Consider the following 25,076-nt stretch of genomic DNA (forward strand, 5'->3'; position numbering starts at 1 on the left):
CTGATTCACGGCCGTATTCGCTACCGGTGGGCGGGCGAGATCCAACTTCGTGCGAAGTGCCCGCGGCTAGTAGGTTTCGGATCGCCAACAGGCGTGTATCCCACCCGCACAACGTCAAATCACGTTGCGTTGGAACAGCAAATTTTGCGTAGCCCGCATCTGCCCGGGCTTAATTCTGCGCATTTTGAGGAAGGTTTTCCATGTCTAATCGAAATACTGTCGTCCGGTCCCTGCACGACCTCGGAGCGGCCGCGTGGTTCGGCGGTGCACTGATGGGCGCCGTCGGTGTCAACGGCGCCGCTGCCGCAGTCCGCGAACCGCGCGACCGTGCGCGTGTTGCCTCAGTCGGATGGGCGAAGTGGAGCCCGGTCAATGCCGCTGCGATCGCCGCGCACCTAGTTGGCGGCGGGGCGATCCTGTACGCGAACCGCCGCCGGGCCAAGAACCAGGCCGGTGTCACGGCCAACACCGTCACCAAGCTGATCGCCACCGGTGCCGCGCTCGGCGCCACCGCCTACAGCGGAGCGCTCGGTGCCAAGACCGCTCAGGGTGACGGCCACGCCGCCCACGGAGCAACCGAACCGTCGTCGGAAACACCCGACGACGTCGCGAGTGCGCAGCGTCAACTGCGCTATCTCCAGTGGGTGCTTCCCGTGTTGACCGGGACCGTTGTGGTCCTCGGCGCGCAACAGGGTGAGCAGCAACGGCCTGCGGAGATCCTCAGCGGCCTCGGCAGCAAGCTTGCCGCCCGCACCCGGTCGAAGGCGCTGCCCTCACTGTCGGCAGCCTGATCTACCTCGCTGCGGCAGAGCCTCGTGAACGGGGTTCTGCCGCAGCATTTTTCACAGGCGATAGCCCGCGGTGCGTGCCGTCGAAGGCGAGGGGCCGAGACAGCGCGTCACAGGCATGGTTCATGCTGGTACTCATGACCCGCAACGAGATCACCGAACAGATCGTCGTCGCCCGCTTGGCCAAGGGCCTGACGTGGCAGCAACTGGCCGACGCCATCGACCGGCCGGTCGTCTGGACCACCGCCGCCCTCCTCGGCCAGCACCCGATTCCCGCCGAACTCGGCAAAGTGCTGGTCGACACACTCGGCCTCGACGAATCCGCCGTCCCGATCCTGGCCGCGGTGCCGTATCGCGGTGGCCTGCCCACCGCAGTGCCGACCGACCCGACCATCTACCGCTTCTACGAGGCCCTGCAGGTGTACGGGCCGGCGCTCAAGGAACTCATTCACGAGAACTTCGGTGACGGCATCATGAGCGCAATCAATTTCAGCATCGACATGCAGAAGAAACCGCACCCGTCCGGCGACCGCGTCGTAGTGACCTTTGACGGCAAATTCCTTCCCTACGACTGGGTTTCGGCGCAGCCGTAAATAATCCGTCAAGACGCGGGCACCCGAGGTGGAGCGCGCCTAGATTCACCAGATGCACGGTCCGTACTTCGAGGCCGATTGGCGGCGTGAGGCGCTGCGGACCAATCTGTGGGTGGTCCCGTTCGTCGAAACGGTCGCCGCGGCCGTGCTGTTCGGAATCACCTACAGCGTCGATCGAGCCGCCTACAACGGTTCGATCGCCCTGCCGTCGTGGGTGATCAGCGGCACCGCGGATGTTGCGCGGGTGCTGCTGGCCACCGTCGCGGCGGCCATCATCACCGTGGTGGGCATCGTCTTCTCGATCACGATCGTGGCGTTGACGCTGGCCTCGACTCAGTTCGGGCCGCGGATGCTGCGCAACTTCGTCCGCGACCCCGGAACTCAGTTGGCTCTCGGCACGTTCGTTGCGAGCTTCTGTTACGCGATGATCGCGCTGGTGTCGGTCGGCGGGGGACCGCACGGTGACTTCGTGCCACATCTTTCGATCACCACGACCCTGGTCTTCGCGCTGCTCGATGTGGCCGTGCTGATCTACTTTCTCAACCACGTCGCGACGATGATCCAGCTTCCGGTCGTGATTGCGAACATCGCCACAACCCTGGTCAATGAAGTCACCGCGATGGAGCGCGCCGACGCATGCCCGGCCGGCGTCGCGCGAGGCCCGTCTCACGATGAACTGCTGCGGCGACTGGTGGACGACGGAGCTTTGATCCGCACTCCGCGCAGCGGTTACCTCCAGGTGATCCGGCACGACGTGTTGGTGAAAATCGCCGCAAAGGCCGACGCTGTCGTTCAATTACCCTACCGCCCAGGTCATTTCATGGTGGCAGGACAGGTTATCGCCAGAGTATGGCCACCGGAGGCGGCCGCATCGGTGGCTGAAAATCTGGCGCTGGGCCATGTCGCGGGGGCGTATCGCACGCTTCCGCAAGATGTCTCGTTCGGCTTCGATCAACTGGTCGAGATCGCTCTGCGGGCCTTGTCGCCAGCGGTCAACGACACCTTCACCGGCATGACGTGCGTCGACTGGATTGCCGACTGTCTGTGCCGGATCGCGCCGGTCTGGCATCCGCAGCGGGTGCGGCGCGACGCCGAAGGCCTCATCCGCGTCATCGCGTTCCAGCCCGATTTCGACAGGTTGGTCGAGCGCGCCTTCGACACCATCCGCCAAGCGGCAGTCGGCATGCCCGCCATCATGATTCGGCAACTCGACGCGATTGCGAAGGTCATCGAACAAGTGCCGGATCGGAAGCGTCGCACCGCGTTGATCCGGCAAGCCGAGGCCATCCAGCGCTCCAATATCGCATCGGTCGCCGACCCGGTCGATCGCGCCGCCGTGACTGGGCGGTACGAGGCGGTCCTGAGGCTCATCACGCCAGCCGTTACCGTGGGGACGTGACCGACGACCTGAAGGCAGATCTCGTCCTGTCCGGCGGCGGCGTCAAAGGCATCGGTCTGGCTGGTGCCGCCGTCGCGCTGATGGAGGCCGGCTACGCGATCCAGCGCGTCTCGGGCACCTCGGCGGGCTCGGTCGTCGGGGCCATCCTCGCGGCCGGCGCCGACCAGCTGACACCCGAGCAGGTCGAGCAGCTCACCATGACGCTGCCGTACAAGAAATTCCTCGATGCCACCCGCATCACCGGCATCCCACTGCTCGGCCCGGCGTGGGGTGTGTTGAGCGAAACCGGTATCTACAAAGGCGATTACGCACACGACTGGATCAAATCCCAACTGGCCAACCTCGGCGTGCACACCTTCGGTGACCTGGCGATCAAGAACACCAGCGTCCCACCGGAGGAGCGCTATCGGTTGGTGGTGACCGCCGCCGACGTCACGACCGGCCAGCTGGTCCGGCTGCCGTGGGACTACCGCAGGCTCTACGGGCTGGACCCCGACGAGCAACTGGTCGCCGACGCGGTCCGGGCGTCGATGTCGATCCCTTTCTTCTTCAAGACGGTCAAGTTGACCAGCGCCGCCGGCCTGACCTCGACCCTGGTCGACGGCGGCATGCTGTCGAACTTCCCGATCGACTCATTCGACCGGCGTGACGGAAGGCCGCCGCGCTGGCCGACTTTCGGTGTGACGCTGCTGCCCAACCTGCCGCAGGGCAACGACAAGCTGATTCCCGCTCTGGCGCCGGTGAATTGGCTCTTCGGTGGCCCGCCGCTGATCGAAGCCTTGATCACCACGATGATCGTCGGCCGCGACCAGGCTTACCTGAACCAACCGTGGGTCGACTCGCGGGCGATTAGGGTCGACTCGTCGAAAGTCGGTTTCCTCGACTTCGGTATCGGCCCCAAGCAGATGCAGGAGCTGTACCGAAGCGGTCACGAGGCCGCGGACGAATTCCTGCAGAGCTGGGACTGGGACGAATACCTCGAGCGGTTCCGGCGGCCCGTCGCCTGACCAACTGCCCTGTCGCCGGCGGTTCAGCCAGTGAATTCGTCTGCCATGTTGTCGATTCCGGCGCGAATCGCAGTCAGCGCTTCAGCCCGGGTGCGCAACTTCGTCGACGCATGAGCGCGTTGCTTCAACGTGGCGAAGTCGCGCGCCGCTTCCTCGGCTCGGCTGAGCACCATGTCCGGTAGCACGATTTCGTCGACCCACCCGGAGGCCACAGCGGTCTCGCCGAAGAACGTCTTCGCCAAACCCGCCGACTGCTGGAATGCCGCCCTCGTCAGGCGCAGCTTCATCACTTCCAGTGCCGCGTAAGGAATCGTCATGCCGATCGTGACCTCGTTGGCCTGAATGTTGTACCCCGGAGCCGCAATTCGGTGATCGCCACTGGCCAACAGGAACGCGCCCATCGCGATCGCGTGACCGGTACAGGCCATCACCACCGGCTTGGGATACGACAGCAGCCGGTGCGACAGCTCGAACCCGCCCTTGAGCATCTCGACGGAGGCTTGCACGTCTCCGGAATTGAAGACCTTCAGGTCGAATCCGCCACTGAAAACACGGTCGTTTCCCGCGATCACCAGTGCACCGGCGTCGTCGCGGTCGGCGTTGTCGATGGCCTCTTGCAATGCCTGCTGCATCGTCGGGCCGAGCACATTGACCTTGCCGTCGTCCATGGTGATGAACGCGATGGAATCTGCGAGACGATAAGTGACTGGACCGCTCATAGCAGCGATTGAATCAGACGCGCAGCTAGACCCGTTCGCCGCGGTGCTTGCCGAGTTCGTCCTCCGCGCTGCCCCAACGCAGGCTGACGTCGGTCGGCGGCGCTTCGATCTGCCGGGTGCGCCAACGGTCCTTGGTCTCGTCCACCGCGCGGTTGATCCGTTCGATCTCGGCGCGGAACACGTCGGCCCGAGTCTCCTTGGCGGCGTAGTGGAAGTAGGTCAGCAGGCCGCGCAGCAGCTCCAGCTTCTGCTTCTCCCGCTTGGCCAGATCGTGGGTGGTCATCAGCTCGATGCGCTGCACCGGCGGCAGCGATGCCCAGTCGAGCACGACCTTGGTCTCCAGCGGCCGACGTCGGCGCTGCCAGAACTTCCAGCCGCGGGGGGTGTCGGCGCGGTCGTAGTAGGTGACCGTCCCCGGGAAGCGCGACTCGATACCCTCGCCCAGCTCGGTGCGGTCGAGCGCGGAATCCCATACCGTGCGCCATTCCTGGCCGGGGGCCAGCGCCGGCAGCTGGCGGGGGAGTTGCAGCTCGACCACGTCGGCGTAGCCGTCGTTGGCGTTCTCGTACTCGGCGACGGTCGGGGGGTGCGGGAACGTGAAGGAGACGTCGTAGGCCGACGTCTTACCGAAGTTGCGGACGACCAGTTCGATCACGTGCCAGTCGGCGGCGTGCGGCTCCATGAACATGCTGACGTGCGGCCGGTTGGTCTCGGCGACCTGTCGACGGCTGCGGCGGATTGCGGCGTTGGCAAAGATCAGAGCGACGATGCCGAGCGCCAGCAGCGCCCAGACGGCCCAGGCCAGCCAGGTAGCGGACCCCGCCGCCTCCACCTCGTGCCATCGATCGCGGACCCAGTCCATCGAGGAACCCATCGCTTTCGCCTAGATCACGCGCTTGGTCACGTGATATTCGCTGGCAAGCCGGCCTGCATCGCAGCTATCCGCCCATCAGCGTTCGCCACTGTTCGAGATTAGTCACTCGGTAAACGTAATTTGAACGCTTGACCTCAGACAGCGAGGCACTCGGTTCGGCTGAATACCAGTGTCCGGGAAATACTGTCGGATTACCCGATAGCTGTGCAAGTTTTTGCAGGCTACGGAATATCTCGTCGGAATCTCCGCCGGGGAAATCGGTACGGCCGCATCCCTCCAGAAAAAGCGTGTCACCGGCGATCAACCGGCCGTCGAGCAGGAAACATTGGCTGCCCGGCGTGTGGCCCGGGGTGTGCAGCAGTTCGATGTCGATATCGCCGACGGCGACCTTGTCGCCATGTTCATGGGCGGTGAGATCACTGAGCGGAATTCCGGTGATGCGCGAAACGTAGGACGCTTCATGCGAATTCACGTGGACCGGGACGCTGACCCGTTCGAGCAGCTCGGAAAGGCCCTTCAGCTCGAAGCCCATCATCGAACCGCCGACGTGGTCGGGGTGGTGATGGGTGACCAGCACACCGGACAGGTGCATGCCGTCGGCTTCCAGCGTGTCGACCAGGTCGCCGGCCGCGTAGGCCGGGTCGACCACCACGCAGTCTCCGGTTTGTCGATCGCCGATCAGATAGGCGAAGTTGCGCATCTGTGCGGCGATCCCGTCACCCTGGGCAAAGTCGCGGCCGGAGAGCAGTTGACGGAAGTACAGCTGGTCGGTATCGGGCACCCAGACAGCCTAAAGGGCTTCGCGACAGGGGGTAAACCTCACCGTTTGGTGCCCCCGCGGACCAGGCTGTACCCTCTTTTAGGCCCGACCATGACCCACCGGTCGCTATCGGGTGCGCCCCCTTAGCTCAGTCGGTAGAGCGTTTCCATGGTAAGGAAAAGGTCAACGGTTCGATTCCGTTAGGGGGCTCGGCGGGCGCCGAGCAGGCAAGCGGCGCGGCAGGCGGGGCGGTGTAGCTCAGCTGGTTAGAGCGAACGACTCATAATCGTTAGGTCGCCGGTTCAAGTCCGGCCATCGCTACAAGAGAACAACGAAGAAACCGGAAAGAAGAACTCACGTGGCCTCCAGTACTGACGTACGGCCCAAGATCACCTTGGCCTGCGAGGTGTGCAAACACCGCAACTACATCACCAAGAAGAACCGCCGCAACGACCCCGACCGGTTGGAGCTGAAGAAGTTCTGCCCCAACTGCGGGAAGCACCAGGCGCACCGCGAGACACGCTGACGCCACCTGTCAGCTATCTATACAGATGGACTAGGTACATTTAAGAGTCATGTCGCTGGGCCAGAACGCCATCGGGAAGCGATTTCGCTACCCCGATTACTACGTTGTCGAGCGGGAGAAGATCCGCGAGTACGCGGCCGCCGTCAAGAACGAGGATGCGCTGTTCTTCGAGGAACGCGCCGCCGCTGAACTAGGCTATGACGGGTTGACGGCACCACTGACCTTCATCTCGGTGTTCGGTTACAAAGCGGTCGCAGCCTTCTTCGAGTGGGCAAATATTGCCACCCACGACGCGCAGATCGTCCAGGTAGACCAGGCACTGACATTTTTCGCCCCGATCAAGGTGGGGGATCGCCTGTACTGCGATGTAGAGATCGAGTCGGTACGTCGAGCCCACGGCACCGACATCATCATGACGAAGCAAACCATCACCAACGACGCGGGCGAGGTTATTCAAGAGGCCTTCACGACCCTGGCGGGTCGAGCAGGCGAGGACGGAGAAGAGGGTTTCAAAGATGCCACTGCGTGAGTTCGATTCGGTGAAGGTCGGTGATCAGCTTCCCGAGAAGATCTACCCGCTGACCCGCCAAGATTTGGTGAACTATGCAGGTGTCTCCGGCGACCTGAACCCCATCCACTGGGATGACGAGATCGCCAAGGTCGTGGGACTCGACACGGCGATCGCCCACGGCATGCTGACCATGGGTCTCGGCGGCGGCTTCGTCACCTCATGGGTCGGCGACCCCGGCGCGGTCACCGAGTACAACGTGCGGTTCACCGCGGTGGTACCGGTACCGAACGACGGTAAGGGCGCCGAGATCGAGTTCAGCGGCCGGGTCAAGTCTGTCGACCCCGACAACAAGTCGGTGACGATTGCCCTCACCGCGACCACCGACGGCAAGAAGATCTTCGGTCGCGCGATCGCGTCGGCAAAGCTGGCGTAACCATGGCGATCAACACCGACATCCGCGGGATGGTCTGGGACTATCCGGACAGCTTCGTGGTCGGCCGGGAGATGGTGCGGATGTTCGCGCGTTCCGTCAAGGCCGACGATGCAGCCCATTTCGACGAGGGAGCCGCGGCAGAACTCGGGCACGACGCCCTGGTCGTGCCACCGACGTTCGTCACGATCCTCGCGAAGATGGTTCAAGCGGACTTCATGCGCAACGTCGACACCGGCTACGACAGCATGCAGATCGTCCAGGTCGACCAGAGATTCGTCTTTCACCGGCCGATTCTGGTGGGTGACGAGCTGCACGCCCGGATGGAAATCGACTCGGTCGTGGAGCGCTTCGGAGCCGATATCGTCGTCACGCGGAACACCCTGCGCGACGCCCACGGCGAGCTGGTGCTGGAGTCCTACACCACGGTGATGGGCCACGAGGGCGACAACTCCGTGAACCTCAAGTGGGACATGGAAAGCGGTCAGGTCGTCAGGACGGCGTGATTAGTACCTGAGACCTGCTCCGCTGTACACTGCTATCTCGGGGTTTTCCCAGTACCAGCGTCTTTTTCCCTCAAGTGGGCGAAGCGCGCGTCGCGGAAGGCTCCGACCCGCGCAGGTTGGCCTGCCAACCAGCGAAGGGGCGTAGCTCAATTGGCAGAGCAGCGGTCTCCAAAACCGCAGGTTGCAGGTTCAAGTCCTGTCGCCCCTGCAAAGCGTCTGGTGACGATCCGGGCCGTAATGGCCCGAGGAGGAATCGGACCTGTAATGCGTCCGACGACGATGCGGGCCGGAATGGCCCGAGGAGGAATCGGACCTGTAATGGTGGACACTGGAGGGTGATCACCTTGCACACGATTGAACGAAGGAGCATGCGGTGAGCGACGAACACGTCGATGCCGACGCCGCAGCCGACGGCGAAACCGATACCTCGCAGGGCGGCCGCACGGCCGTGGTGGCGCCGCAGCGTCCCAGCGGTAAGCGGTCCCGCCTGAAGTCCGAGGCCGGCGACGGCACCGAGGCTTCGGGCGCAGTCGAGCTCACCGACACCGACTCCGGCAAGAAAGCCAAAAAGCCGAAGAAGGCCAAGAAGTCCGGCGACCCGGCCGGCAACCCGCTCGTCTTCGTCCTCACCTACCTCAAGCAGGTCGTTGCCGAGCTGCGCAAGGTCATCTGGCCCAACCGCAAGCAGATGGGCTCCTACACCTCGGTGGTGCTGGCGTTCCTGGTGTTCATGGTGACGTTGATCGGCCTGGTGGATCTGGGCTTGGCCAAGCTCGTGCTTCTGGTGTTCGGCTGAGACGTGATGAGAGGACAGAACAAGTGACTTCGTTCGAGGGCCAGACGCCCTCTGAAGTGTCCGACGCGCGGATCGCGGCCGCGGATCCGGCGACCACGGTTGCGAGCAGGACCGCCGAATCGTTGGACCAACCGACGGCCGAAGTGGTTTCGGAGGCGGGCCTGGAGCCCGAACCGTCGGCTGACGAGGCCGCCGAAGCGGCCGCCGCACCCGAGGAGCCGGCCAAAGAAGAAGACGTCGATCCTGCTGTGAAGTTGAAGGCCGAGCTTCGCGCCAAGCCGGGCGACTGGTACGTCATCCACTCCTACGCCGGCTACGAGAACAAGGTGAAAGCCAACCTCGAGACCCGCGTGCAGAACCTGGACGTCGGCGACTACATCTTCCAGGTCGAGGTGCCCACCGAAGAGGTCACCGAGATCAAGAACGGCCAGCGCAAGCAGGTCAACCGCAAGGTGCTGCCGGGCTACATCCTGGTGCGGATGGATCTCACCGACGAATCGTGGAGCGCGGTGCGCAACACCCCGGGCGTCACCGGCTTCGTCGGCGCCACGTCCAAGCCGTCGGCGCTCACCCTCAACGACGTGGTGAAGTTCCTGCTGCCGCAGGGCGCTGCGAAGAAATCCGTCAAGGGCGCTGCGAGCACCGCAACCGCGGTCGCCGATGGCGGTCTGGAACGTCCCGTGGTCGAGGTCGACTACGAGGTCGGCGAGTCGGTCACCGTCATGGACGGGCCGTTCGCCACGCTGCCGGCAACGATCAACGAGGTCAATGCCGAACAACAGAAACTCAAGGTGCTGGTGTCCATCTTCGGCCGCGAAACACCTGTGGAACTGGGCTTCACCCAGGTCTCCAAGATCTAGTTCACAGATTTAGATTCAGTCGGAAGGAACACCACACTCATGGCCCCGAAGAAGAAGGCCGTCGGGCTGATCAAGCTCCAGATCAAGGCCGGCGAAGCCAACCCCGCCCCGCCGGTCGGTCCGGCGCTCGGCCAGCACGGCGTCAACATCATGGAGTTCTGCAAGTCCTACAACGCCGCGACGGAAAGCCAGCGCGGCAACGTCGTTCCGGTGGAGATCACCGTCTACGAGGACCGCAGCTTCACCTTTGCGCTGAAGACGCCGCCGGCCGCCCGCCTGCTGCTCAAGGCCGCCAAGGTGGCCAAGGGCTCGGCCGAACCGCACAAGGACAAGGTCGCGACGGTCACCTGGGATCAGGTCCGCGAGATCGCCGAGACGAAGAAGGAAGACCTCAACGCCAACGATATCGACGCGGCCGCCAAGATCATCGCCGGCACCGCCCGATCGATGGGCATCACGGTCAAGTAGTTCCCGGCGCGCTGTGCGCCGACAAATGAATGCGTGGGAGGGCCAGCTTCGGCCCGCAAACCACAACCCAACACCAGATTGGATGAACGAATGAGCAAGACCAGCAAGGCATACCGCGCGGCCCTCGAGAAGGTCGACCGCGACAACCTCTACACCCCGCTGCAGGCCGCCAACCTGGCCAAGGAGACGTCCTCGGCCAAGCAGGACGCGACCGTGGAGGTTGCGATCCGGCTCGGAGTGGACCCGCGCAAGGCCGACCAGATGGTCCGCGGCACGGTCAACCTCCCGCACGGCACCGGTAAGACGGCTCGCGTCGCCGTCTTCGCCGTTGGCGAGAAGGCCGCGGAGGCAACGGCGGCCGGCGCCGACGTGGTCGGCAGCGACGACTTGATCGAGAAGATCCAAGGCGGTTTCCTCGACTTCGACGCGGCCATCGCGACACCCGACCAGATGGCCAAGGTCGGTCGCATCGCCCGCATCCTGGGCCCGCGTGGCCTGATGCCGAACCCGAAGACCGGAACCGTCACCCCGGACGTCACCAAAGCGGTGAACGACATCAAGGGCGGAAAGATCAACTTCCGGATCGACAAGCAGGCCAACCTGCACTTCGTGATCGGCAAGGCGTCGTTCGACTCCACCCAACTCGTGGAGAACTACGGCGCGGCGATCGACGAGGTGCTGCGGCACAAGCCGTCTTCGTCCAAGGGCCGCTACCTGAAGAAGATCACCGTGTCGACGACCACCGGCCCGGGCATCCCGGTCGACCCGGCCGTCACCCGCAACTTCACCGAGGCCTAATCAGGGCATGCCGTTGGTGCGGTCGATTACGACGAACAGAACCACCGTCTCTTAGAATCCTCACATGCCAGTTGCCTCCGAGAACGACGGCAGTCGGTTTGACCGGCCGGAGCTGACCGACTACCTCGACGCGGACGGCAGCATCGTGTTGCCGGACGGCGTCAGCCTGGTCACCTTTCTGGACCGCCACATCGACGACATCGGTGATTCGATCGCATACCGATTCCTCGACTATTCTCACGACCCCGACGGCTCGACGATCGAGCTGACCTGGGGCGAGCTGGGTACCAGGTTGCGGGCCATCGGCGCGCGTCTGCAGCAGGTCACCACCCGTGGTGACCGGGTGGCGATCCTGGCGCCGCAGGGCATCGACTACATCGTCGGATTCTTCGCGGCGATCAAAGCGGGTGACATCGCGGTGCCGCTGTTCGCACCGGAGTTTCCCGGGCACGCCGAACGGCTCGACGCGGTACTGAACGACGCGCAGCCCTCCGTGGTCTTGACGACGACCGCCGCGGCGGCCGCCGTACAGGAGTTCGTCCGCTCGCTGCCGCGAGAGCGCCGACCTCGGGTGATCGCGATCGACGAAGTGCCCGACTCCGTCGGCGCCACCTACGAACCGGTTCAACTCGGGACCGACGACATTGCCTACCTGCAGTACACGTCAGGCTCCACCCGGGCCCCGGTCGGTGTCGAGATCACCCACCGGGCGATCGGTACCAACGTGCTGCAGATGGTGATCTCGACGGGAATCGACTGGGACATCCGCAGCGTCAGTTGGCTACCGCTGTATCATGACATGGGCCTGCTGATGATCGTGTGCGTCGCGGTGTTCGGCACCCAGGTGACGCTGATGTCGCCGGTGGCCTTCGTCCGCCGGCCGCAGCGCTGGATCCGGCAGCTGGCCGTGGAATCCCAGAACGGCCCGACTTTCGCCGCGGCTCCGAACTTCGCATTCGAGCTCGCGGTCGAGCGGGGCCGTCCTGACCAGGGCGAGGAGCTCGATCTGACCAATGTGGTGTCGCTGATCAATGGCTCGGAGCCGGTGAAGATCGCCTCGATCGAGAAGTTCAACAACGCGTTCGCCCCGTACGGGCTGCCGAAGACGGCGATCAAGCCCTCCTACGGCATGGCCGAGGCGACGTTGTTCGTCTCGACGATCGACCTGTCCGCCGAGGCGACGGTGGTCTACCTGGACCGCGAGCAGCTGGGACGCGGCAGCGCGGTTCTGGTGTCGCGCGATGCGCCCAACGCCGTCGCGTCGGTGTCGTGTGGTCGCATCGCCCGCAGCCAATGGGGTGTCATCGTCGACACCGAGACGGAGGCGGAAGCGCCCGACGGTGAAGTCGGTGAGATCTGGTTGCACGGCAACAACATCGGCCAGGGCTACTGGGGTCGCATCGAGGAGACCCAGCGGGTGTTCGGCAACAAGTTGCAGCGGCCTCTGCAGGCCGGCAGCCATGCCGAGGGGGCGCCGAGCGAGGCCACCTGGCTGCGCACCGGCGACCTCGGCGTCTACCTCAACGGCGAGCTGCACATCACCGGCCGGATCAAGGACCTGATCATCGTCGACGGCCGCAACCACTATCCGCAGGACGTCGAGGCCACCACCGCGGAGGCATCGCCGAAGGTCCGATCCGGTTACGTCGCAGCGTTTTCCGTGCCGGCCAACGAGTTGCCGGGCGCCTCCGCCGACGAGGTCGGGGAGCGGGTCGTGATCGTCGCCGAGCGCGCCCCGGGCGCGGGGCGGGGCGACCTGCAGCCGGTGGTTGACGAGATCCGCGCAGCGGTGTCGCGCCGGCACCGACTGCCGCTCGCCGACGTGCGACTGGTCGCCGCGGGCGTCATCCCGCGGACCACCAGCGGCAAACTCGCGCGTCGGGCGTGCCGGGCGCTGTACCTCAACGGCGAGCTGGGCCATCGCGGCCATTAACCGCCGCACTCGGTGATCCGGCGGCGCAGGTAATCGCGCCCCGGGTCGGAACCGTTGGACGCCAATGCTTCTCGATACCAGGTGAGCGCGTCGTCTCGGCGTCCCGCGCGGCGCAGCAGGTCAGCACGCACCGACGCGACGAGGTTCGAGTGCCGTAGCCGGGGGTCGTGCGCGACCATCTCCAGCGCCGCGAGCCCCGCGTCCGGGCCGTCCCGGAATCCCAACGCCAGCGCCCGGTTCGCTCGCACCACCGGAGAATCCGTGATGGCGGCCAGCCGGTCGTAGGCCGTACAGATCGTGCGCCAGTCAGTCTGCTCCCACGAAGGCGCCGTCGCATGCACGGCGGCGATCACCGCCTGGGGCAGGTACGGCCCGGTGGACCCGTGGGCCAGCTTGAGCCGGTGCAGGCCGCGGGTTATCCGGCCGCGGTCCCAGCGGCTGCGGTCCTGCTCCTCGAGCGGCACCAACGCGCCGTCGGCGTCGACCCGGGTGTCCCGTCGCGAATCGTGAAGTTGGACAAGCGCCGCCAGCGCATGTGCCTCGTGTTCGGCGGGCATCAGCGTGCACAACTCGGTCGCCAGCCGGACGCCCTCGTCGCACAGCTCGTCGCGGATGGCCGATGGCCCGGCGGTCGACCAGTAGCCCTCGGTGAACACCGAGTAGATACAGCTGAGAACATGCGGCGTGCGTTGCGGAAGCAGCTCTGCCGGCGGCACCCGCAGCGGGATGTTCGCGTGCCGCACCTTCGCCTTCGCCCGGGTAATACGCTGTCCGACAGCCGCTTCGGTCTGCAGTAGCGTGCGGGCGATCTCGGCTACGGTAAGCCCGGACACCAGCCGAAGCGTCAGCGCCAGCTGCGACAACCGGTCCAGCGCTGGATGTGCACAGGTGAACATCATCCGCAGCTCGTCGTCGCGGACCGGGTGGATCTCCGCCTCGGTACGCCGCTGAATCTGGTCCACCACTGCTGCCAATTCCCTTCCGGGGCGCACCGATTCGCGACGCAACCGGTCGAGAGCACGATTGCGCGCCACGGTGAGCACCCAGCCCCCGGGGTTGTTCGGAACGCCGTCGCGCGACCACGACCGCAACGCCTCGGCGAAGGCCTCCTGGACGGCGTCCTCGGCGACGGTGAGGTCGCCGGACCATCGGGCCAGCGCGGCCACGGCCGGACCCCACTCGCGCCGAAAGACGCCGTCCAGGTTCACCATTCGTGAATTAGAGCCCCGACGCCCCGGCCAGCTTCCGGACCTCGACCGCCGACGCCGGGATCTTTCCGGCCAGCTTGACGACATCGTCGCGGTCGGCGGTGGACAGCAGGTAGAAGCCGGTGGCGATTTCGGCGCTCTCGGCGAACGGTCCGTCGGTGAGTAACACCTCGCCGTCACGGACGCGGACGGTGGTCGCCGTCGCGGGCTCGTGCAGGGCTGCGCCGCCGACGATCTGGTCGCCGGCCGCGGCGGCGAAGTCGAAGTGGCTCGCCGCTTCGGCCTGCCATTCCGGAGTGCCCGGGATGTTGACACCCTCGGGTGGCTCGAGCAGCAGCGCCAGCCACTGCCCGTCCGAGCGTGACCACTCCTCGTCGACGGTATGGAAGATCGGCCGGACCTCGATGGCGCCGTACCGCGCGGCCGGAATCCCGCGGGCCAGTTCCAGTGCGTCGTCGAGGTTTTCAGCCTCGAACACGTAGTAGCCCCCGGCGATTTCGGCGGCCTCCGCAAACGGGCCGTCGGTCGGGGCGTCGGGCCCACCGGTGATGCGCGCACCGGTGGCCGGCGGCAACAAGGCGTCACCAGCCCGGATCGCCGGGCCGGCCGTGGCGTGGAAGCTTTGGTAGAGCGCCATCTCCGCGGCGTGCTCGTCGGGCGTGAGGTTCCGCTCCGGGCGGAACAGCAAAGCGAGGTACTGCATCGTCGTCACCTCCGGTAGTGAGCAGAACCTGGTGTTCCACTCTCTACCTGTCCGACGAACGGCGCGACCCGAATCCGACAGCCACGCGCCGGCAGAAATATCTAAGCGGCCGCACCCGGCTTCAGGTAGGTGACCAGGCTGACGTCGAGCATCTCCTCGGAGAAGTAGAACTCGCAGCCGCGCAGGTACTTCATGTAGCGCTCGTAGACCTGCTCGGACTGGATCGTGATGGCCTTGTCCTTGTTGGCCTCGAGCGCGTCACCCCACTGGTGCAGGGTCCTGATGTAGCTCTCCCGCAGCGAAATCGGTTCGGGCACAACGAAGCCCGCCTTCTCGCCATGCTCGACCATCATCCCGGTGGACGGCAGACGGCCGCCGGGGAAGATCTCGGTGAGGATGAACTTGATGAATCGCGCCGTCTCGAAGGTGACCTTCTTGCCGCGCGCGTTCAGGTCGTACGGGTGGTAGGCGACGCTGCTCTGCACGGTCATCCGACCGTCCTCGGGCATGATGTTGAAGGTGTTCTTGAAGAAGTGGTCGTAGTTCTCGAAGCCGAAGTGCTCGAACGCCTCGATGGACACGATCCGGTCGACCGGCTGGTGGAAGTCCTCCCAACCCTGCAGCAGCACCGTGCGGGTGCGGTTGGTGTCCAGACCGTCCAGCACCTGCTGAGCGCGGGCGTGCTGGTTGTTGGACAGCGTCAGCCCGACCACGTTGACGTCGTACTTCTCCACCGCGCGGCGCATGGTGGTTCCCCAGCCGCAGCCGATGTCCAGCAGCGTCATACCCGGTTTAAGGTCCAGCTGGTCGAGGTTCAGGTCGACCTTGGCAATCTGCGCTTCCTCCAGCGTCTGGTCCTCGCTGGTGAAGTAGGCGCTGCTGTAGGTCCGCGTCGGGTCCTGGAACAGTCCGAAGAAGTCGTCAGAGAGGTCGTAGTGCGCCTGGATGTCCTCCGGCCGCGTCCGTGTCTGTATCGAGCTGTCTTGGTTCTCAGGCATCAGCGATCGTTAACCCTTTCCTACTGCCTGGTCTTTTACCGCAACCCGGCTGCGTGAGCACAATACCCGGCTCTTTCAGACGCCGGAGTAACAACGCGGCTGTTCTGCGCGCCGATCCAGATCATTTCTCCAGAGTGAACTGGTTGACGTCTACATACCCAACCCGGAATCCCTTGGCACACCCGGTCAAATAGTGCATGTACCGGTCGTACATCTCCTGCGATTGGATCTCGATGGCTTCGTCCTTGTGCGCCTCCAGCGCCTCCGACCAGCAGTCCAGTGTGCGGGCGTAGTGCGGCTGCAGCGACTGCCGGCGGGTCAGCGTGAAGCCGTGCTGCGAGGAGCGCTCTTCGACCATTTCGATGGACGGCAACCGGCCGCCGGGGAAGATCTCGTCGACGATGAATTTCATGAACCTGGCCAGCTCGAACGTCAACGGCATGCCGCGCTCGGTCATCTGCGACGGCACCAGCGCGGTGATCGTGTGCAGCAACATCACGCCGTCGTCGGGCAGGGCGTTGTTGGCCATCGTGAAGAAGTCGTCGTAACGGTCGTGGCCGAAGTGCTCGAACGCGCCGATCGACACGATGCGGTCGACGGGCTCGTTGAACTCCTCCCAGCCGGCCAGGCGGACTTCCTTCGTGCGGGGGCTGTCGATGGCGTCCAGCGTCTTCTGGGCATAACCGGCCTGGTTCTTCGACAGCGTCAGGCCGATGACGTTCACGTCATATTTCTCGACGGCGCGGCGCATCGTGCTGCCCCAGCCGCAGCCGACGTCGAGCAGCGTCATCCCGGGTTTCAGGCCGAGCTTGCCCAGGGCCAGGTCGACCTTGGCCTGCTGGGCCTGCTCCAGCGTGTAGTCGTCCTTCTCGAAGTAGGCGCAGCTGTAGGTCTGGCTCGGATCTAGAAAGAGTGCGAAGAACTCGTCAGACAGGTCGTAGTGAGCCTGGACGTCTTCGAAATGCGGCCTCAGCTTTTCGGCCATCGCGCTGCGCGCCTTTCTGGATATTTCTTGGTGTTCACCCGCGGTAGGTGAGACTGCCCGCCCCCCGGCGATCCGTCCGACAGCCTAGTCGATCGGCCTGGTCAGACCGAATCGGTGAAACCGCCGGTCAGGCCAGGGCAAACGTGGTGGTCAGCTCGCCGGTGATGTCGTCCCACAGTTCTTCGGGCAGGTCGTGACCCATGCCGTCGAACAGCACCAGGCGAGCACCTTTGATGGCGCGGGCCACCACCCGGCCGCCGTAGGGTCGTTGCAGCTTGTCCGCCTTGCCGTGCAGGACGACGGTCGGTGCGGTGATCTGCCGGTCGTAGTGGGCCAGGCTGCCGCTGGCGATGATCGCGCTGAAATGCCGGGCTGTGCCCCACGGGTAGTAGCAGCGTTCGTAGGCCCGGATCGCGTCGTCGCGCAGCCGCTGCTCGGGAGCGGGATAGCGCGGGCTGCCGATGATCCGCCAGACCTTCACCGAATAGTCGGCGATCACGTCGATCGGCGACTTCGGCGACGGGCCCCGCAGCACCGCGAACAGTGCCTGTGGGTGCGGCGGCGGCAGGAACGGCTGGTTGTTGCTGGAGAAGATCACCGCCAGCGAGCGGGTGCGCTCCTTGAACCGGGCCGCGAAGATCTGGGCGATCATGCCGCCCATCGATGCGCCGACGATGTGGGCCTTGTCGATCTCGAGGTGGTCGAGCAGCGCGGCGGCGTCATCGGCCATGTCTTCGAGCCGGTAGTCGGCGCTGCCGGGCACACCCACGAAGAACTTGACCATGCTCGGGATCATCGCGCCGCCGTTGCTGCGTCGCTCGGTCTTGCTGGACAGTCCGACGTCGCGGTTGTCGTAGCGGATCACCCGCAGACCCTGGGCGACCAGCTTCTCGCAGAACCCGTCGCGCCACAGCAACAGCTGCGAGCCGAGGCCCATGATCAGCAGGACGGCCGGATCGGTCGGCTCGCCCATGTCCTCGTAATAGATGTCCAAATCGCCCGAACGTGCTGTGCCGGTGCGGATTTGCATATGTCAGACCTCTAGCTCTGATTCGTTGTGTTCGCGGGCGACCTCGACCATGAAGTTCGCGAAGTATCCGGTGAGCTGCGGGTCGGACATCATCTGCCACTTCGGGGCCAACAGCTTCATGTAACGCTCGACGTAGAGAAACTGCTTGCCGATCAAGACCAGCTCGCGCGGCAGCTTGACGTCGTAGGCGTCGGCCAGCGTCGACAGCTGCTTGCCGATGTCGGCGTAGGACAGCTCGCCGAGTGTCGACATGGTCAGCGGGGTGGCGAACTTCTCCAGGTCCTTGGCGGCCTCGGCCTCGGGTCGCATGGTTCCGACCGCGCCCATCAGCACGACGATCTTGCCGGCCGCGGCGTGGTCCTTCTTGACCAGCAGCGCGTGTACGAGTTCGCGCAGCAGCCAGCGGGTCCGCGGGTCGATGCGGCCCATGATGCCGAAGTCGAAGAACACGATCCGGCCCTTGTCGTCGACATAGAGGTTGCCGGCGTGCAGATCGCCATGGAACAAGCCGTGCCGCAGACCACCCTCGAAGAGGCTGAACAGCAATGCCTTGACCAGTTCGGTGCCGTCGAAGCCGGCCTTGCGGATCGCGGCGACGTCGTCGATGCGGGTGCCCTGCACCCGTTCCATCGTCAGCACCTTCTCTGAGGTCAGGTCCCAGTACACCTGCGGCACCCGGATGTTCTTGCCCAGCGGCGACGCGTGCAGGTGCGAAACCCAGGCCTCCATCGACTGCGCCTCGAGGCGGAAGCTCAGCTCCTCGGCCAGGTTGTCGGAGAAATCGGCGACGACGTCCTGCGCGGACAGCCGGCGGCCCAGTTTGGCCAGCTCGACGGCCTGTGCGAAGCGCTTGAGGATCTGCAGGTCGGCGGCAACCCGGCGGCGGATCCCCGGCCGCTGGATCTTGACGACGACCTCTTCGCCGCTGTGCAGGGTGGCGAAGTGCACCTGGGCGATCGACGCCGAAGCGAACGGCTCCTCGTCGAAGTGCGCGAACAGGTCGGCCGGATCGCCGCCGAGTTCCTCTTTGACGAGTTTGTGTACCTGGTTTTTGTCGGCCGGTGGGACGCGGTCGAGCAGACCGCGGAACTCGCGGGACAGCTGCTCGCCGAACGCACCAGGGCTCGACGCGATGATCTGGCCGAACTTGACGTAGGTCGGCCCCAGGTCGGCGAAGGTCTGCGGGAGCTGCTTGATGACCTTCTGCTGCACCGGACCCTTGCGGGGCAGCTTGGTCAGGATGCGGCCTACGGTGCGGGTGAGCTGCCAACCGGTCACGCCGATGCGAGCCGCCTCGACCGGCAGCGGCACCCGGTCAAGCCTGGCAACCCCGCGGTGGTTGTTGGAACTCATGTATGCAGTGTCTCAAATGGGCCGGATCAAGTCCCAATTCGTGTGAGCCCGCTCACGCTCGTACGGCTCTGGCAAAGTTCTCGGTCAACGTTTCGACGATCGGCCGCCACACCGGTTCGGGGAGGTCGTGGCCCATACCGTCGATCACCACGTACCGGGCACCGGGGATGGCCGCGGCGACGGCCCGGCCGTTGCGCGGACGCAGCATCGGGTCGTGCGAGCCGTGCAGCACCACCGTCGGCGCGGCGATCGACCTGCTGAAGCGCAACAGGCTGCCGTTGCCCAACACGGCGTCGAACTGGCGCAGCACGCCGGGCGGATAAGTGGACCGCTCAGCGAGCTCTGCGACGCGGCGGCGCAGGTCGGCCTCGGGCGGCAGGAAGTTGGGGCCGTTGAACACCGCGACATTGCGGACCTCGAACGCGAGCTTCTCGTCGTCGGTCGCGCCGTCGCCGGGCGCGTTGAACGCCAGCCGAATCACCCGCCACGCCGGCAGCCGGGAGAACGGTTTGCCGGTGGTGGACATGACGATGGCCAGCGATGCGACCCGGGCCGGCTCGGTGGCGGCCAGGATTTGCGCGATCATGCCGCCCATCGAGGCGCCGACCACATGTGCCCTGGGGATGTCGAGGTGGTCGAGCAGCGCGACCACGTCGGCCGCCATGTCCTCGAGCGTGTACGGCACCTGGCTGCGCCGGCCGACCAGGTAACGCCCGACCCGCCGGTACACCGAGCCCCTGGGCCCGCATCCCGTGCATCTTGGCCGACAGCCCGGTGTCGCGATGGTCGAAGCGGATCACCCGATAGCCCTGTTCCACCAGCCGGGCACAGAAGCCGTCCGGCCACATCGGCAACTGGGCGCCCAGGCCCATGATCAGCAGGACGGCGGGGTCCTCGCTGTTGCCGAGGTCTTCGTAATACAGCTCGACGGCGCCGCTGCCGGCGCGTCCGCTACGCGTCTGCACCAGGCTGCCCGGCTTGCTCAGGTTTCCAAGGCTGAACGAATCCGTCGATCGACCAGCCCTCCAGTGCGGCCAGCAGCTCGTACATGGTGGCGCCGTCGATGCTTTCGCGGATGATGTCCGCGTGGCCGGAGTGCCGGGTCAGCTCGTTGATCACGTGCAGGATCACCCACCGCACCGACCAGTCCTTGATGCCTTTGGGGAACCACGGGATATCCTGCGGCACAGGTACTTTCGCGTCCAGGTCGGCCGTCTCGACCAGTCTCAGCGCTGTAGCGTTCTCCTTGGTGAACTCGTGGATCAGCTGTTCCAGCGTCTCGTCGTCGCGCATGACGTGCTGATCGGCGAAATCCTTGGCGATCTCGTCGAACGATCGGGGATCTTTCGGCGGCGCGTCCGGCGCCGCGGCCACCCGCGACATCCAGGTGCGCTGCATGCAGGTCACGTGCTTGATCAGCCCGCCGACGGACAGTTCGCTGGCCGTCGGACGGGTCCGGGCCTGCTCGTCGGTCAGGCCGTAGGCCACCGCGAAGAACGCGCCCTGATGGTAGGAGAGGTACTCGCGCAGTGCGCCACGTTCGTCGGCGACGGGCGAGGCGAGAGCAGGCATCGGCGGTCCTTTCGGCAACGTGTCTCAAGCCTTTCACCCCGGTGCCTCCACGAAGTCGTAGGGTGCGGGAATGCAGGTGATTTCGGCGGAGTCGACGGAGCTTTTCGTGGGCCCGGCGGACACGCCGGTGCAGCTGGCTCGGGTGACGCTGGACGGGGTCACCGCGCCGGTGCGGGTTCGCGTCGACGGCGACGGGCTGCACGGCTCAGCTGAGGCGCGGCCGGCCGACGGCCAATGCACGGTCGAGGTGCCGGTCACGGTCGAGCATCCGGTGATCGGGCAGCGGCGCCCGGCTTCGGTACACGCCGGTTCGAGCTCGGTGTCGTTCGACTTCGTCGTCGCCGAGCCCGGCTGGACCATGTTCATGGTCAGTCACTTCCACTACGACCCGGTGTGGTGGAACACCCAGGGTGCCTACACCAGCCTGTGGACCGAGGACCCGCCCGGGCGGTGCCGGCAGACCAACGCTTTCGAGTTGATCGCGATGCACCTCGAAAGAGCGCGCCAGGAACCGGAATACAAGTTCGTCCTCGCCGAGGTCGACTACCTCAAGCCGTTCTGGGACACCCATCCGCAGCGCCGCGCCGAACTGCGCCGGCTGATTGCCGACGGTCGCGTCGAGATCATGGGCGGCACCTACAACGAGCCGAGCACCAACCTGGTCCACCCGGAAACGACGATCCGAACCCTGGTGCACGGCTTCGGTTTTCAACGTGACGTGCTGGGCGCCAACCCGGCCACCGCGTGGCAGCTCGACGTATTCGGGCACGACCCGCAATTTCCCGGCATGGCCGCCGATGCGGGTCTGACGTCCAGCGCATGGGCGCGGGGCCCGCACCACCAGTGGGGCCCGACGCACAACGAAGACGGCGTCGAGGGCATGCAGTTCTCCAGTGAATTCGAGTGGGTCTCCCCGTCCGGCCGCGGATTGCTCACTCATTACATGCCCGCCCACTATGCCGCCGGCTGGTGGATGGACGAGTCGACGTCGCTCGCCGACGCAGAGGACGCCACCTACCGCCTGTTCGACGATCTGAAGAAGGTGGCGCTGACCCGAAACGTGTTGTTGCCGGTGGGCACCGACTACACGCCACCGAATCGCTGGGTCACCGAGATCCACCGGGACTGGGCGCAGCGCTACACCTGGCCGCGGTTCGTATGCGCGCTGCCGAACGAATTCTTCGCCGCGGTGCGGGCCGAATTGACTGCCCGGGGCCGGGAAGCGTCGCCGCAGACCCGGGACATGAACCCGATCTACACCGGTTGTCATGTGTCCTACATCGACACCAAGCAGGCCAACCGCGCCGCCGAGCACGCGGTCTTGGCGGCCGAGAAGTTCGCGGTGTTCGCCGCGCTGCTCTCGGGCAGCGAGTATCCGCAGGCGGCGCTGGCCAAGGCCTGGCTGCAGCTGGTCTACGGCGCCCATCACGACGCGATCACCGGTTCGGAGTCCGACCAGGTGTACCTGGACCTGGTGACGGGCTGGCGGGAGGCGTGGGAGCTGGGCCGCGTCGCGCGGGACAACTCGCTGGCGGTGTTGTCCGGGGCGGTGGATGCAGGCGAATCGCTGATCGTGTGGAACCCGCTGGTGCGCAACCGAACTGATATCGCCACCGTGCATCTCGACGAGCCGGTCGGTTCCGGGGTGTCGCTGGTCGACGCCGACGGGATCGAGCTTCCCGTGGTGATCGAGGACGCCGGCCACACGCTGACCTGGCTGGCGCGTGACGTGCCGTCGCTGGGCTGGCGGGCCTATCGAGTTTCCGAAGGCGGCGCCGATGCGCGATGGAAGCCGTTGTACGGCAACGAGATAGCAAACGACCACTACCGGCTGGTGGTCGATCCGGCGCGCGGTGGCGGGGTGTCGTCGTTGACGCGAGGGGGCCACGAGTTGATCGCGGCCGGTCGGGTGGGCAACGAGCTGGCGGTCTATCAGGAGTACGCGGCACACCCACGCGAAGGTGAAGGGCCATGGCACCTGGTGCCCAACGGCGCCGTCGTCAGCTCGTCGGAGTCGGTGGCCGAGGTCAGCGCCGAGCAGAGCGCGGTGGGCCAGCGGATCACCGTCCGCGGCCGGGTCGGCACCCTGCTCCGCTACACCCAGACGTTGACCCTGTGGCGCGGCGTGGACCGGGTCGACTGCCAGACCACCATCGACGACTTCCGTGACGCCGACCAACTGCTACGCCTGCGCTGGCCCTGCCCGATACCGGGCGCGATGCCGGTCAGCGAAGTCGGAGATGCCGTCGTCGGACGGGGGTTTGCGTTGCTGCACAACGGGTCTGAGCCAATCGATTCGGCGCGGCATCCGTGGACGCTGGACAACGCGGCGTTCGGCTGGTTTGGCCTGTCGTCGGCCGCGCGGGTGCGCGACCGTACCGGGGTGCGGGCGTTGTCGGTGGCCGAGGTGGTGGTGCCGGCGGAGGCGGAGTCCGGGCCGCTGGCCCGGAAGCTGACGGTGGCCCTGGCGCGTGCGGGAGTCACCGCCACGTGCAGCGGTGCCGACCGGCCGCGGTACGGCTACCTGGGCGTCGACTCCAACCTGCCCGACGTCCGAGTCGCGGTTGGTGGCCCGGGCCAGAACGCATTCACCAAGACGATGCTGGCGACCGCCGACCCGGCCTACGCCGCCGAGATCGACCGGCAGCTGACCCACTCCGGCCGGGCCCTGGTGTGGGTGCCGGCGACGGCGTCACTCGTCGACGGCTGGATTCCCGGGGCGGACCTGCGTGACCCGCTCGCGCTGCCGGTGCTGGTCATCGCCACCCGGGATGACGCCGACCTCGCGGCGCAGGTGGCCGCTGTCGCCGCCGACCTCGACGACGCCGAGATCTCGATCGACCAACAGGCGCCGACTGGACTGCAGCACGACGAATCTCGGACGGTCGCATTGTTCAACCGGGGTGTGCCGAGCTTCGCCGTCGACATCGACGGCACGCTGCACTCCGCGTTGATGCGGTCATGCACCGGCTGGCCGTCGCGAGCCTGGATCGACGAGCCGCGCCGCACCGGCCCCGACGGCTGCAGCTTCCAGTTGCAACACTGGACCCACACCTTCGACTACGCGCTGGCCGCCGGTGACGGTGACTGGCGTGCCGCCGCCATCCCCGCGCGCAGCGCCGAGTTCTCCGAGCCGATGCTCGTCACCGCCAGCCCCGGCGGAACCGGCCCGCTGCCTGCCGCGGGGTCGCTGCTGGAAGCCGATCCGGTCGACGGCGTCCATGTCGGTGCGCTCAAACCGGCGGGAAACCCGCTGGCGCGCAACAGCGCACAATCGGTCGATCCCGCCGCGCTGGCCATCCGGCTGGTCGAGACCAGCGGCCGCGACGTCGACGCCGTCGTGCGTTCGGCGCTGGGCACCTTCTCCGACCTCCGTGCCGCAGACCTGCTGGAGACGCCGCGGCCGGATCAACCTGGCGGCCGCCGGTCGACCGCGCTGCAGGGCTATCAGATCAGCACTGAACTGGCACGGTTCGACCTGACCCACCGGGTCACATCCGTCGCCAGCTCGCTGGGCCCGAATGCCGAAGCCGCTCAACCGCTTTACGCGTGCTACTGGCTGCACAACAACGGACCGGCCCCGCTGGGCGGACTGCCCGTCGTCGCGCACCTGCATCCGCATCGGGTCGCCGCCGAGGATGGCGTTGTGGCGCTGCGGCTGACCGTCGCCAGCGACTGCACCGACGCATCACTCGGTGGCAGCGTGACGCTGCTGAGCCCACCGGGCTGGTCGACCAGCCCCGCCGAGCTGCCTGTCGCACTGCAGCCCGGCGCGCATTCGGAAACCGATGTCGCGGTGCACATCCCGCCGAACACCGGCCCGGGGCTGTACCCGATCCGGGCGCAGCTGCGGCTCGCCGGTGCGGGTGTCCCCGCCTCCTGGCAGCAAGTGGTGGAGGACGTGTGCGTGGTGTCCGTCGGCGGGGCGGCCGACGACGGCCTGGCGTATCTGATCGAGGGGCCGAGCGACGTCGAGGTGGCCGCGGGCGAGTCGGCGCGGATCGCCGTGACGGTCGGCACCGACGCGGGCGCCGAGTTGAACCTGCAGGCGCATCTGGTCAGCCCGTGGGGGACATGGGAGTGGACCGGGCCGGCGGCCGTGGGTGCAGTGCTGCCCGCTCGGGGTCGCGTTGAAATCGGCTTCGATGTGCGCCCGCCGGTCTGGGTGCAGCCCGGCCAGTGGTGGGCGCTGATCCGGGTGGGCTGCGCCGGGCAACTTGTGTACTCACCCGCGGTGAAGCTCACGGTTCGTTGACCCG

The 25,076-nt window shown here is 66.1% G+C and carries 24 protein-coding genes, 3 tRNA genes and 1 pseudogene; 17 read left to right on the forward strand and 11 right to left on the reverse strand.

The window, feature by feature from the left end; all coding sequences use genetic code 11:
- Positions 1-200 precede the first annotated feature (200 nt).
- The 4 genes from CYU59_RS08765 (at position 201) to CYU59_RS08780 (ending at position 3,787) form a co-directional block, all read left to right on the forward strand.
- Positions 201-791, forward strand: coding sequence for a hypothetical protein (locus CYU59_RS08765; protein WP_292981786.1), 591 nt, complete (start codon positions 201-203; stop codon positions 789-791).
- Positions 792-913: 122 nt separating this feature from the next.
- Positions 914-1,381, forward strand: coding sequence for a cyanase (gene cynS / locus CYU59_RS08770; protein WP_292981789.1), 468 nt, complete (start codon positions 914-916; stop codon positions 1,379-1,381).
- 52 nt (positions 1,382-1,433) lie between these two features.
- Entirely contained in the window at positions 1,434-2,780 is a 1,347-nt protein-coding gene (locus CYU59_RS08775; RefSeq protein WP_292981792.1) for a DUF2254 domain-containing protein, read from the forward strand.
- A complete protein-coding gene (locus CYU59_RS08780; RefSeq protein ID WP_292981795.1) occupies positions 2,777-3,787 on the forward strand; it encodes a patatin-like phospholipase family protein in 1,011 nt (336 codons plus the stop codon). The genes CYU59_RS08775 and CYU59_RS08780 overlap by 4 nt, the downstream gene beginning before the upstream one ends.
- Before the next feature lie 23 nt (positions 3,788-3,810).
- On the opposite strand, the gene CYU59_RS08785 is transcribed toward CYU59_RS08780, so the two are convergent.
- The 3 genes from CYU59_RS08785 to CYU59_RS08795 all read right to left on the reverse strand — a co-directional run bounded on the left by CYU59_RS08785 (position 3,811) and on the right by CYU59_RS08795 (position 6,161).
- Positions 3,811-4,506, reverse strand: a complete 696-nt coding sequence (locus tag CYU59_RS08785) for a crotonase/enoyl-CoA hydratase family protein (protein WP_292981798.1) — start codon at positions 4,504-4,506, stop codon at positions 3,811-3,813.
- Positions 4,507-4,531: 25 nt separating this feature from the next.
- Entirely contained in the window at positions 4,532-5,380 is an 849-nt protein-coding gene (locus tag CYU59_RS08790) for a hypothetical protein (protein ID WP_292981801.1), read from the reverse strand.
- 64 nt (positions 5,381-5,444) lie between these two features.
- A complete protein-coding gene (locus CYU59_RS08795) occupies positions 5,445-6,161 on the reverse strand; it encodes an MBL fold metallo-hydrolase (protein ID WP_292981804.1) in 717 nt (238 codons plus the stop codon).
- Between the two features lie 116 nt (positions 6,162-6,277).
- Here CYU59_RS08795 and CYU59_RS08800 point away from each other — a divergent pair.
- From CYU59_RS08800 to CYU59_RS08855, 12 genes are all read left to right on the forward strand, one after another.
- A tRNA-Thr gene (locus tag CYU59_RS08800) sits at positions 6,278-6,350 on the forward strand.
- Between the two features lie 37 nt (positions 6,351-6,387).
- Positions 6,388-6,461, forward strand: a tRNA-Met gene (locus CYU59_RS08805).
- Positions 6,462-6,498: 37 nt separating this feature from the next.
- A complete protein-coding gene (gene rpmG / locus CYU59_RS08810) occupies positions 6,499-6,666 on the forward strand; it encodes a 50S ribosomal protein L33 (RefSeq protein WP_003898538.1) in 168 nt (55 codons plus the stop codon).
- 49 nt (positions 6,667-6,715) lie between these two features.
- Positions 6,716-7,195, forward strand: coding sequence for a (3R)-hydroxyacyl-ACP dehydratase subunit HadA (hadA, locus tag CYU59_RS08815; RefSeq protein WP_292988304.1), 480 nt, complete (start codon positions 6,716-6,718; stop codon positions 7,193-7,195).
- Complete coding sequence (gene hadB, locus CYU59_RS08820; RefSeq protein WP_292988307.1) at positions 7,182-7,610, forward strand: (3R)-hydroxyacyl-ACP dehydratase subunit HadB; 429 nt, start codon at positions 7,182-7,184, stop codon at positions 7,608-7,610. The genes hadA and hadB overlap by 14 nt, the downstream gene beginning before the upstream one ends.
- Positions 7,611-7,612: 2 nt before the next feature.
- Positions 7,613-8,113 (forward strand): (3R)-hydroxyacyl-ACP dehydratase subunit HadC, encoded by a 501-nt coding sequence (gene hadC, locus CYU59_RS08825; RefSeq protein ID WP_292988309.1) that lies wholly within the window; start codon positions 7,613-7,615, stop codon positions 8,111-8,113.
- 135 nt (positions 8,114-8,248) lie between these two features.
- Positions 8,249-8,321, forward strand: a tRNA-Trp gene (locus CYU59_RS08830).
- A gap of 165 nt (positions 8,322-8,486) precedes the next feature.
- Positions 8,487-8,909, forward strand: a complete 423-nt coding sequence (gene secE / locus CYU59_RS08835; RefSeq protein WP_292988311.1) for a preprotein translocase subunit SecE — start codon at positions 8,487-8,489, stop codon at positions 8,907-8,909.
- A gap of 161 nt (positions 8,910-9,070) precedes the next feature.
- Complete coding sequence (gene nusG / locus CYU59_RS08840; RefSeq protein WP_292988353.1) at positions 9,071-9,769, forward strand: transcription termination/antitermination protein NusG; 699 nt, start codon at positions 9,071-9,073, stop codon at positions 9,767-9,769.
- A 39-nt stretch (positions 9,770-9,808) separates the two neighbouring features.
- Positions 9,809-10,237: a 50S ribosomal protein L11 gene (gene rplK / locus CYU59_RS08845; RefSeq protein ID WP_292988313.1), complete on the forward strand. Its 429-nt coding sequence runs from the start codon at positions 9,809-9,811 to the stop codon at positions 10,235-10,237.
- A 90-nt stretch (positions 10,238-10,327) separates the two neighbouring features.
- Positions 10,328-11,035 carry a 50S ribosomal protein L1 gene (gene rplA / locus CYU59_RS08850; protein ID WP_292988315.1) on the forward strand — a complete coding sequence of 236 codons (708 nt, stop codon included), beginning with the start codon at positions 10,328-10,330 and terminating at the stop codon, positions 11,033-11,035.
- A gap of 64 nt (positions 11,036-11,099) precedes the next feature.
- Complete coding sequence (locus CYU59_RS08855; RefSeq protein ID WP_292988317.1) at positions 11,100-12,968, forward strand: fatty acyl-AMP ligase; 1,869 nt, start codon at positions 11,100-11,102, stop codon at positions 12,966-12,968.
- Here CYU59_RS08855 and CYU59_RS08860 read toward each other — a convergent pair.
- From CYU59_RS08860 to CYU59_RS08895, 8 genes and pseudogenes are all read right to left on the reverse strand, one after another.
- Positions 12,965-14,179: a sigma-70 family RNA polymerase sigma factor gene (locus tag CYU59_RS08860; RefSeq protein ID WP_292988319.1), complete on the reverse strand. Its 1,215-nt coding sequence runs from the start codon at positions 14,177-14,179 to the stop codon at positions 12,965-12,967. The two genes, CYU59_RS08855 and CYU59_RS08860, sit on opposite strands and share 4 nt — an antisense overlap.
- A 7-nt stretch (positions 14,180-14,186) precedes the next feature.
- Positions 14,187-14,879: a YciI family protein gene (locus tag CYU59_RS08865; RefSeq protein ID WP_292988321.1), complete on the reverse strand. Its 693-nt coding sequence runs from the start codon at positions 14,877-14,879 to the stop codon at positions 14,187-14,189.
- 101 nt (positions 14,880-14,980) lie between these two features.
- On the reverse strand, positions 14,981-15,877 hold the full coding sequence (locus CYU59_RS08870) for a cyclopropane mycolic acid synthase family methyltransferase (RefSeq protein WP_292988323.1): 897 nt from the start codon (positions 15,875-15,877) through the stop codon (positions 14,981-14,983).
- A 121-nt stretch (positions 15,878-15,998) separates the two neighbouring features.
- The gene (locus CYU59_RS08875) at positions 15,999-16,862 is read right to left on the reverse strand and encodes a cyclopropane mycolic acid synthase family methyltransferase (protein ID WP_292988325.1); all 864 of its coding nucleotides are present in this window, start codon (positions 16,860-16,862) and stop codon (positions 15,999-16,001) included.
- A gap of 127 nt (positions 16,863-16,989) precedes the next feature.
- Positions 16,990-17,892, reverse strand: coding sequence for an alpha/beta hydrolase (locus CYU59_RS08880; RefSeq protein WP_292988327.1), 903 nt, complete (start codon positions 17,890-17,892; stop codon positions 16,990-16,992).
- Between the two features lie 3 nt (positions 17,893-17,895).
- Positions 17,896-19,245 carry an AarF/ABC1/UbiB kinase family protein gene (locus CYU59_RS08885; protein ID WP_292988329.1) on the reverse strand — a complete coding sequence of 450 codons (1,350 nt, stop codon included), beginning with the start codon at positions 19,243-19,245 and terminating at the stop codon, positions 17,896-17,898.
- Between the two features lie 52 nt (positions 19,246-19,297).
- Positions 19,298-20,210, reverse strand: a pseudogene (locus tag CYU59_RS08890) (alpha/beta fold hydrolase).
- Complete coding sequence (locus CYU59_RS08895; protein WP_292988331.1) at positions 20,197-20,817, reverse strand: DinB family protein; 621 nt, start codon at positions 20,815-20,817, stop codon at positions 20,197-20,199. Before CYU59_RS08895 ends, CYU59_RS08890 begins: the two are co-directional and overlap by 14 nt.
- 70 nt (positions 20,818-20,887) lie before the next feature.
- On the opposite strand from CYU59_RS08895, the gene CYU59_RS08900 reads away from it, so the two are divergent.
- On the forward strand, positions 20,888-25,072 hold the full coding sequence (locus CYU59_RS08900) for an NEW3 domain-containing protein (protein WP_292988333.1): 4,185 nt from the start codon (positions 20,888-20,890) through the stop codon (positions 25,070-25,072).
- Positions 25,073-25,076 lie beyond the last annotated feature (4 nt).

Source organism: Mycobacterium sp. (assembly GCF_002863225.1).
In the GTDB taxonomy this organism is placed as follows: Bacteria; Actinomycetota; Actinomycetes; order Mycobacteriales; family Mycobacteriaceae; genus Mycobacterium.

Bases quoted from the DNA above. Each gene is read 5' to 3' on its own strand.
- CYU59_RS08880 (WP_292988327.1), bottom strand. From the start codon at position 17,892: ATGCAAATCCGCACCGGCACAGCACGTTCGGGCGATTTGGACATCTAT.
- CYU59_RS08900 (WP_292988333.1), top strand. From the start codon at position 20,888: ATGCAGGTGATTTCGGCGGAGTCGACGGAGCTTTTCGTGGGCCCGGCG.
- CYU59_RS08885 (WP_292988329.1), bottom strand. From the start codon at position 19,245: ATGAGTTCCAACAACCACCGCGGGGTTGCCAGGCTTGACCGGGTGCCG.
- CYU59_RS08870 (WP_292988323.1), bottom strand. From the start codon at position 15,877: ATGCCTGAGAACCAAGACAGCTCGATACAGACACGGACGCGGCCGGAG.
- CYU59_RS08785 (WP_292981798.1), bottom strand. From the start codon at position 4,506: ATGAGCGGTCCAGTCACTTATCGTCTCGCAGATTCCATCGCGTTCATC.
- hadA (WP_292988304.1), top strand. From the start codon at position 6,716: ATGTCGCTGGGCCAGAACGCCATCGGGAAGCGATTTCGCTACCCCGAT.
- CYU59_RS08875 (WP_292988325.1), bottom strand. From the start codon at position 16,862: ATGGCCGAAAAGCTGAGGCCGCATTTCGAAGACGTCCAGGCTCACTAC.
- CYU59_RS08895 (WP_292988331.1), bottom strand. From the start codon at position 20,817: ATGCCTGCTCTCGCCTCGCCCGTCGCCGACGAACGTGGCGCACTGCGC.
- CYU59_RS08765 (WP_292981786.1), top strand. From the start codon at position 201: ATGTCTAATCGAAATACTGTCGTCCGGTCCCTGCACGACCTCGGAGCG.
- cynS (WP_292981789.1), top strand. From the start codon at position 914: ATGCTGGTACTCATGACCCGCAACGAGATCACCGAACAGATCGTCGTC.
- hadC (WP_292988309.1), top strand. From the start codon at position 7,613: ATGGCGATCAACACCGACATCCGCGGGATGGTCTGGGACTATCCGGAC.
- rplA (WP_292988315.1), top strand. From the start codon at position 10,328: ATGAGCAAGACCAGCAAGGCATACCGCGCGGCCCTCGAGAAGGTCGAC.
- CYU59_RS08860 (WP_292988319.1), bottom strand. From the start codon at position 14,179: ATGGTGAACCTGGACGGCGTCTTTCGGCGCGAGTGGGGTCCGGCCGTG.
- hadB (WP_292988307.1), top strand. From the start codon at position 7,182: ATGCCACTGCGTGAGTTCGATTCGGTGAAGGTCGGTGATCAGCTTCCC.
- rplK (WP_292988313.1), top strand. From the start codon at position 9,809: ATGGCCCCGAAGAAGAAGGCCGTCGGGCTGATCAAGCTCCAGATCAAG.
- CYU59_RS08855 (WP_292988317.1), top strand. From the start codon at position 11,100: ATGCCAGTTGCCTCCGAGAACGACGGCAGTCGGTTTGACCGGCCGGAG.
- CYU59_RS08865 (WP_292988321.1), bottom strand. From the start codon at position 14,879: ATGCAGTACCTCGCTTTGCTGTTCCGCCCGGAGCGGAACCTCACGCCC.
- CYU59_RS08790 (WP_292981801.1), bottom strand. From the start codon at position 5,380: ATGGGTTCCTCGATGGACTGGGTCCGCGATCGATGGCACGAGGTGGAG.
- CYU59_RS08775 (WP_292981792.1), top strand. From the start codon at position 1,434: ATGCACGGTCCGTACTTCGAGGCCGATTGGCGGCGTGAGGCGCTGCGG.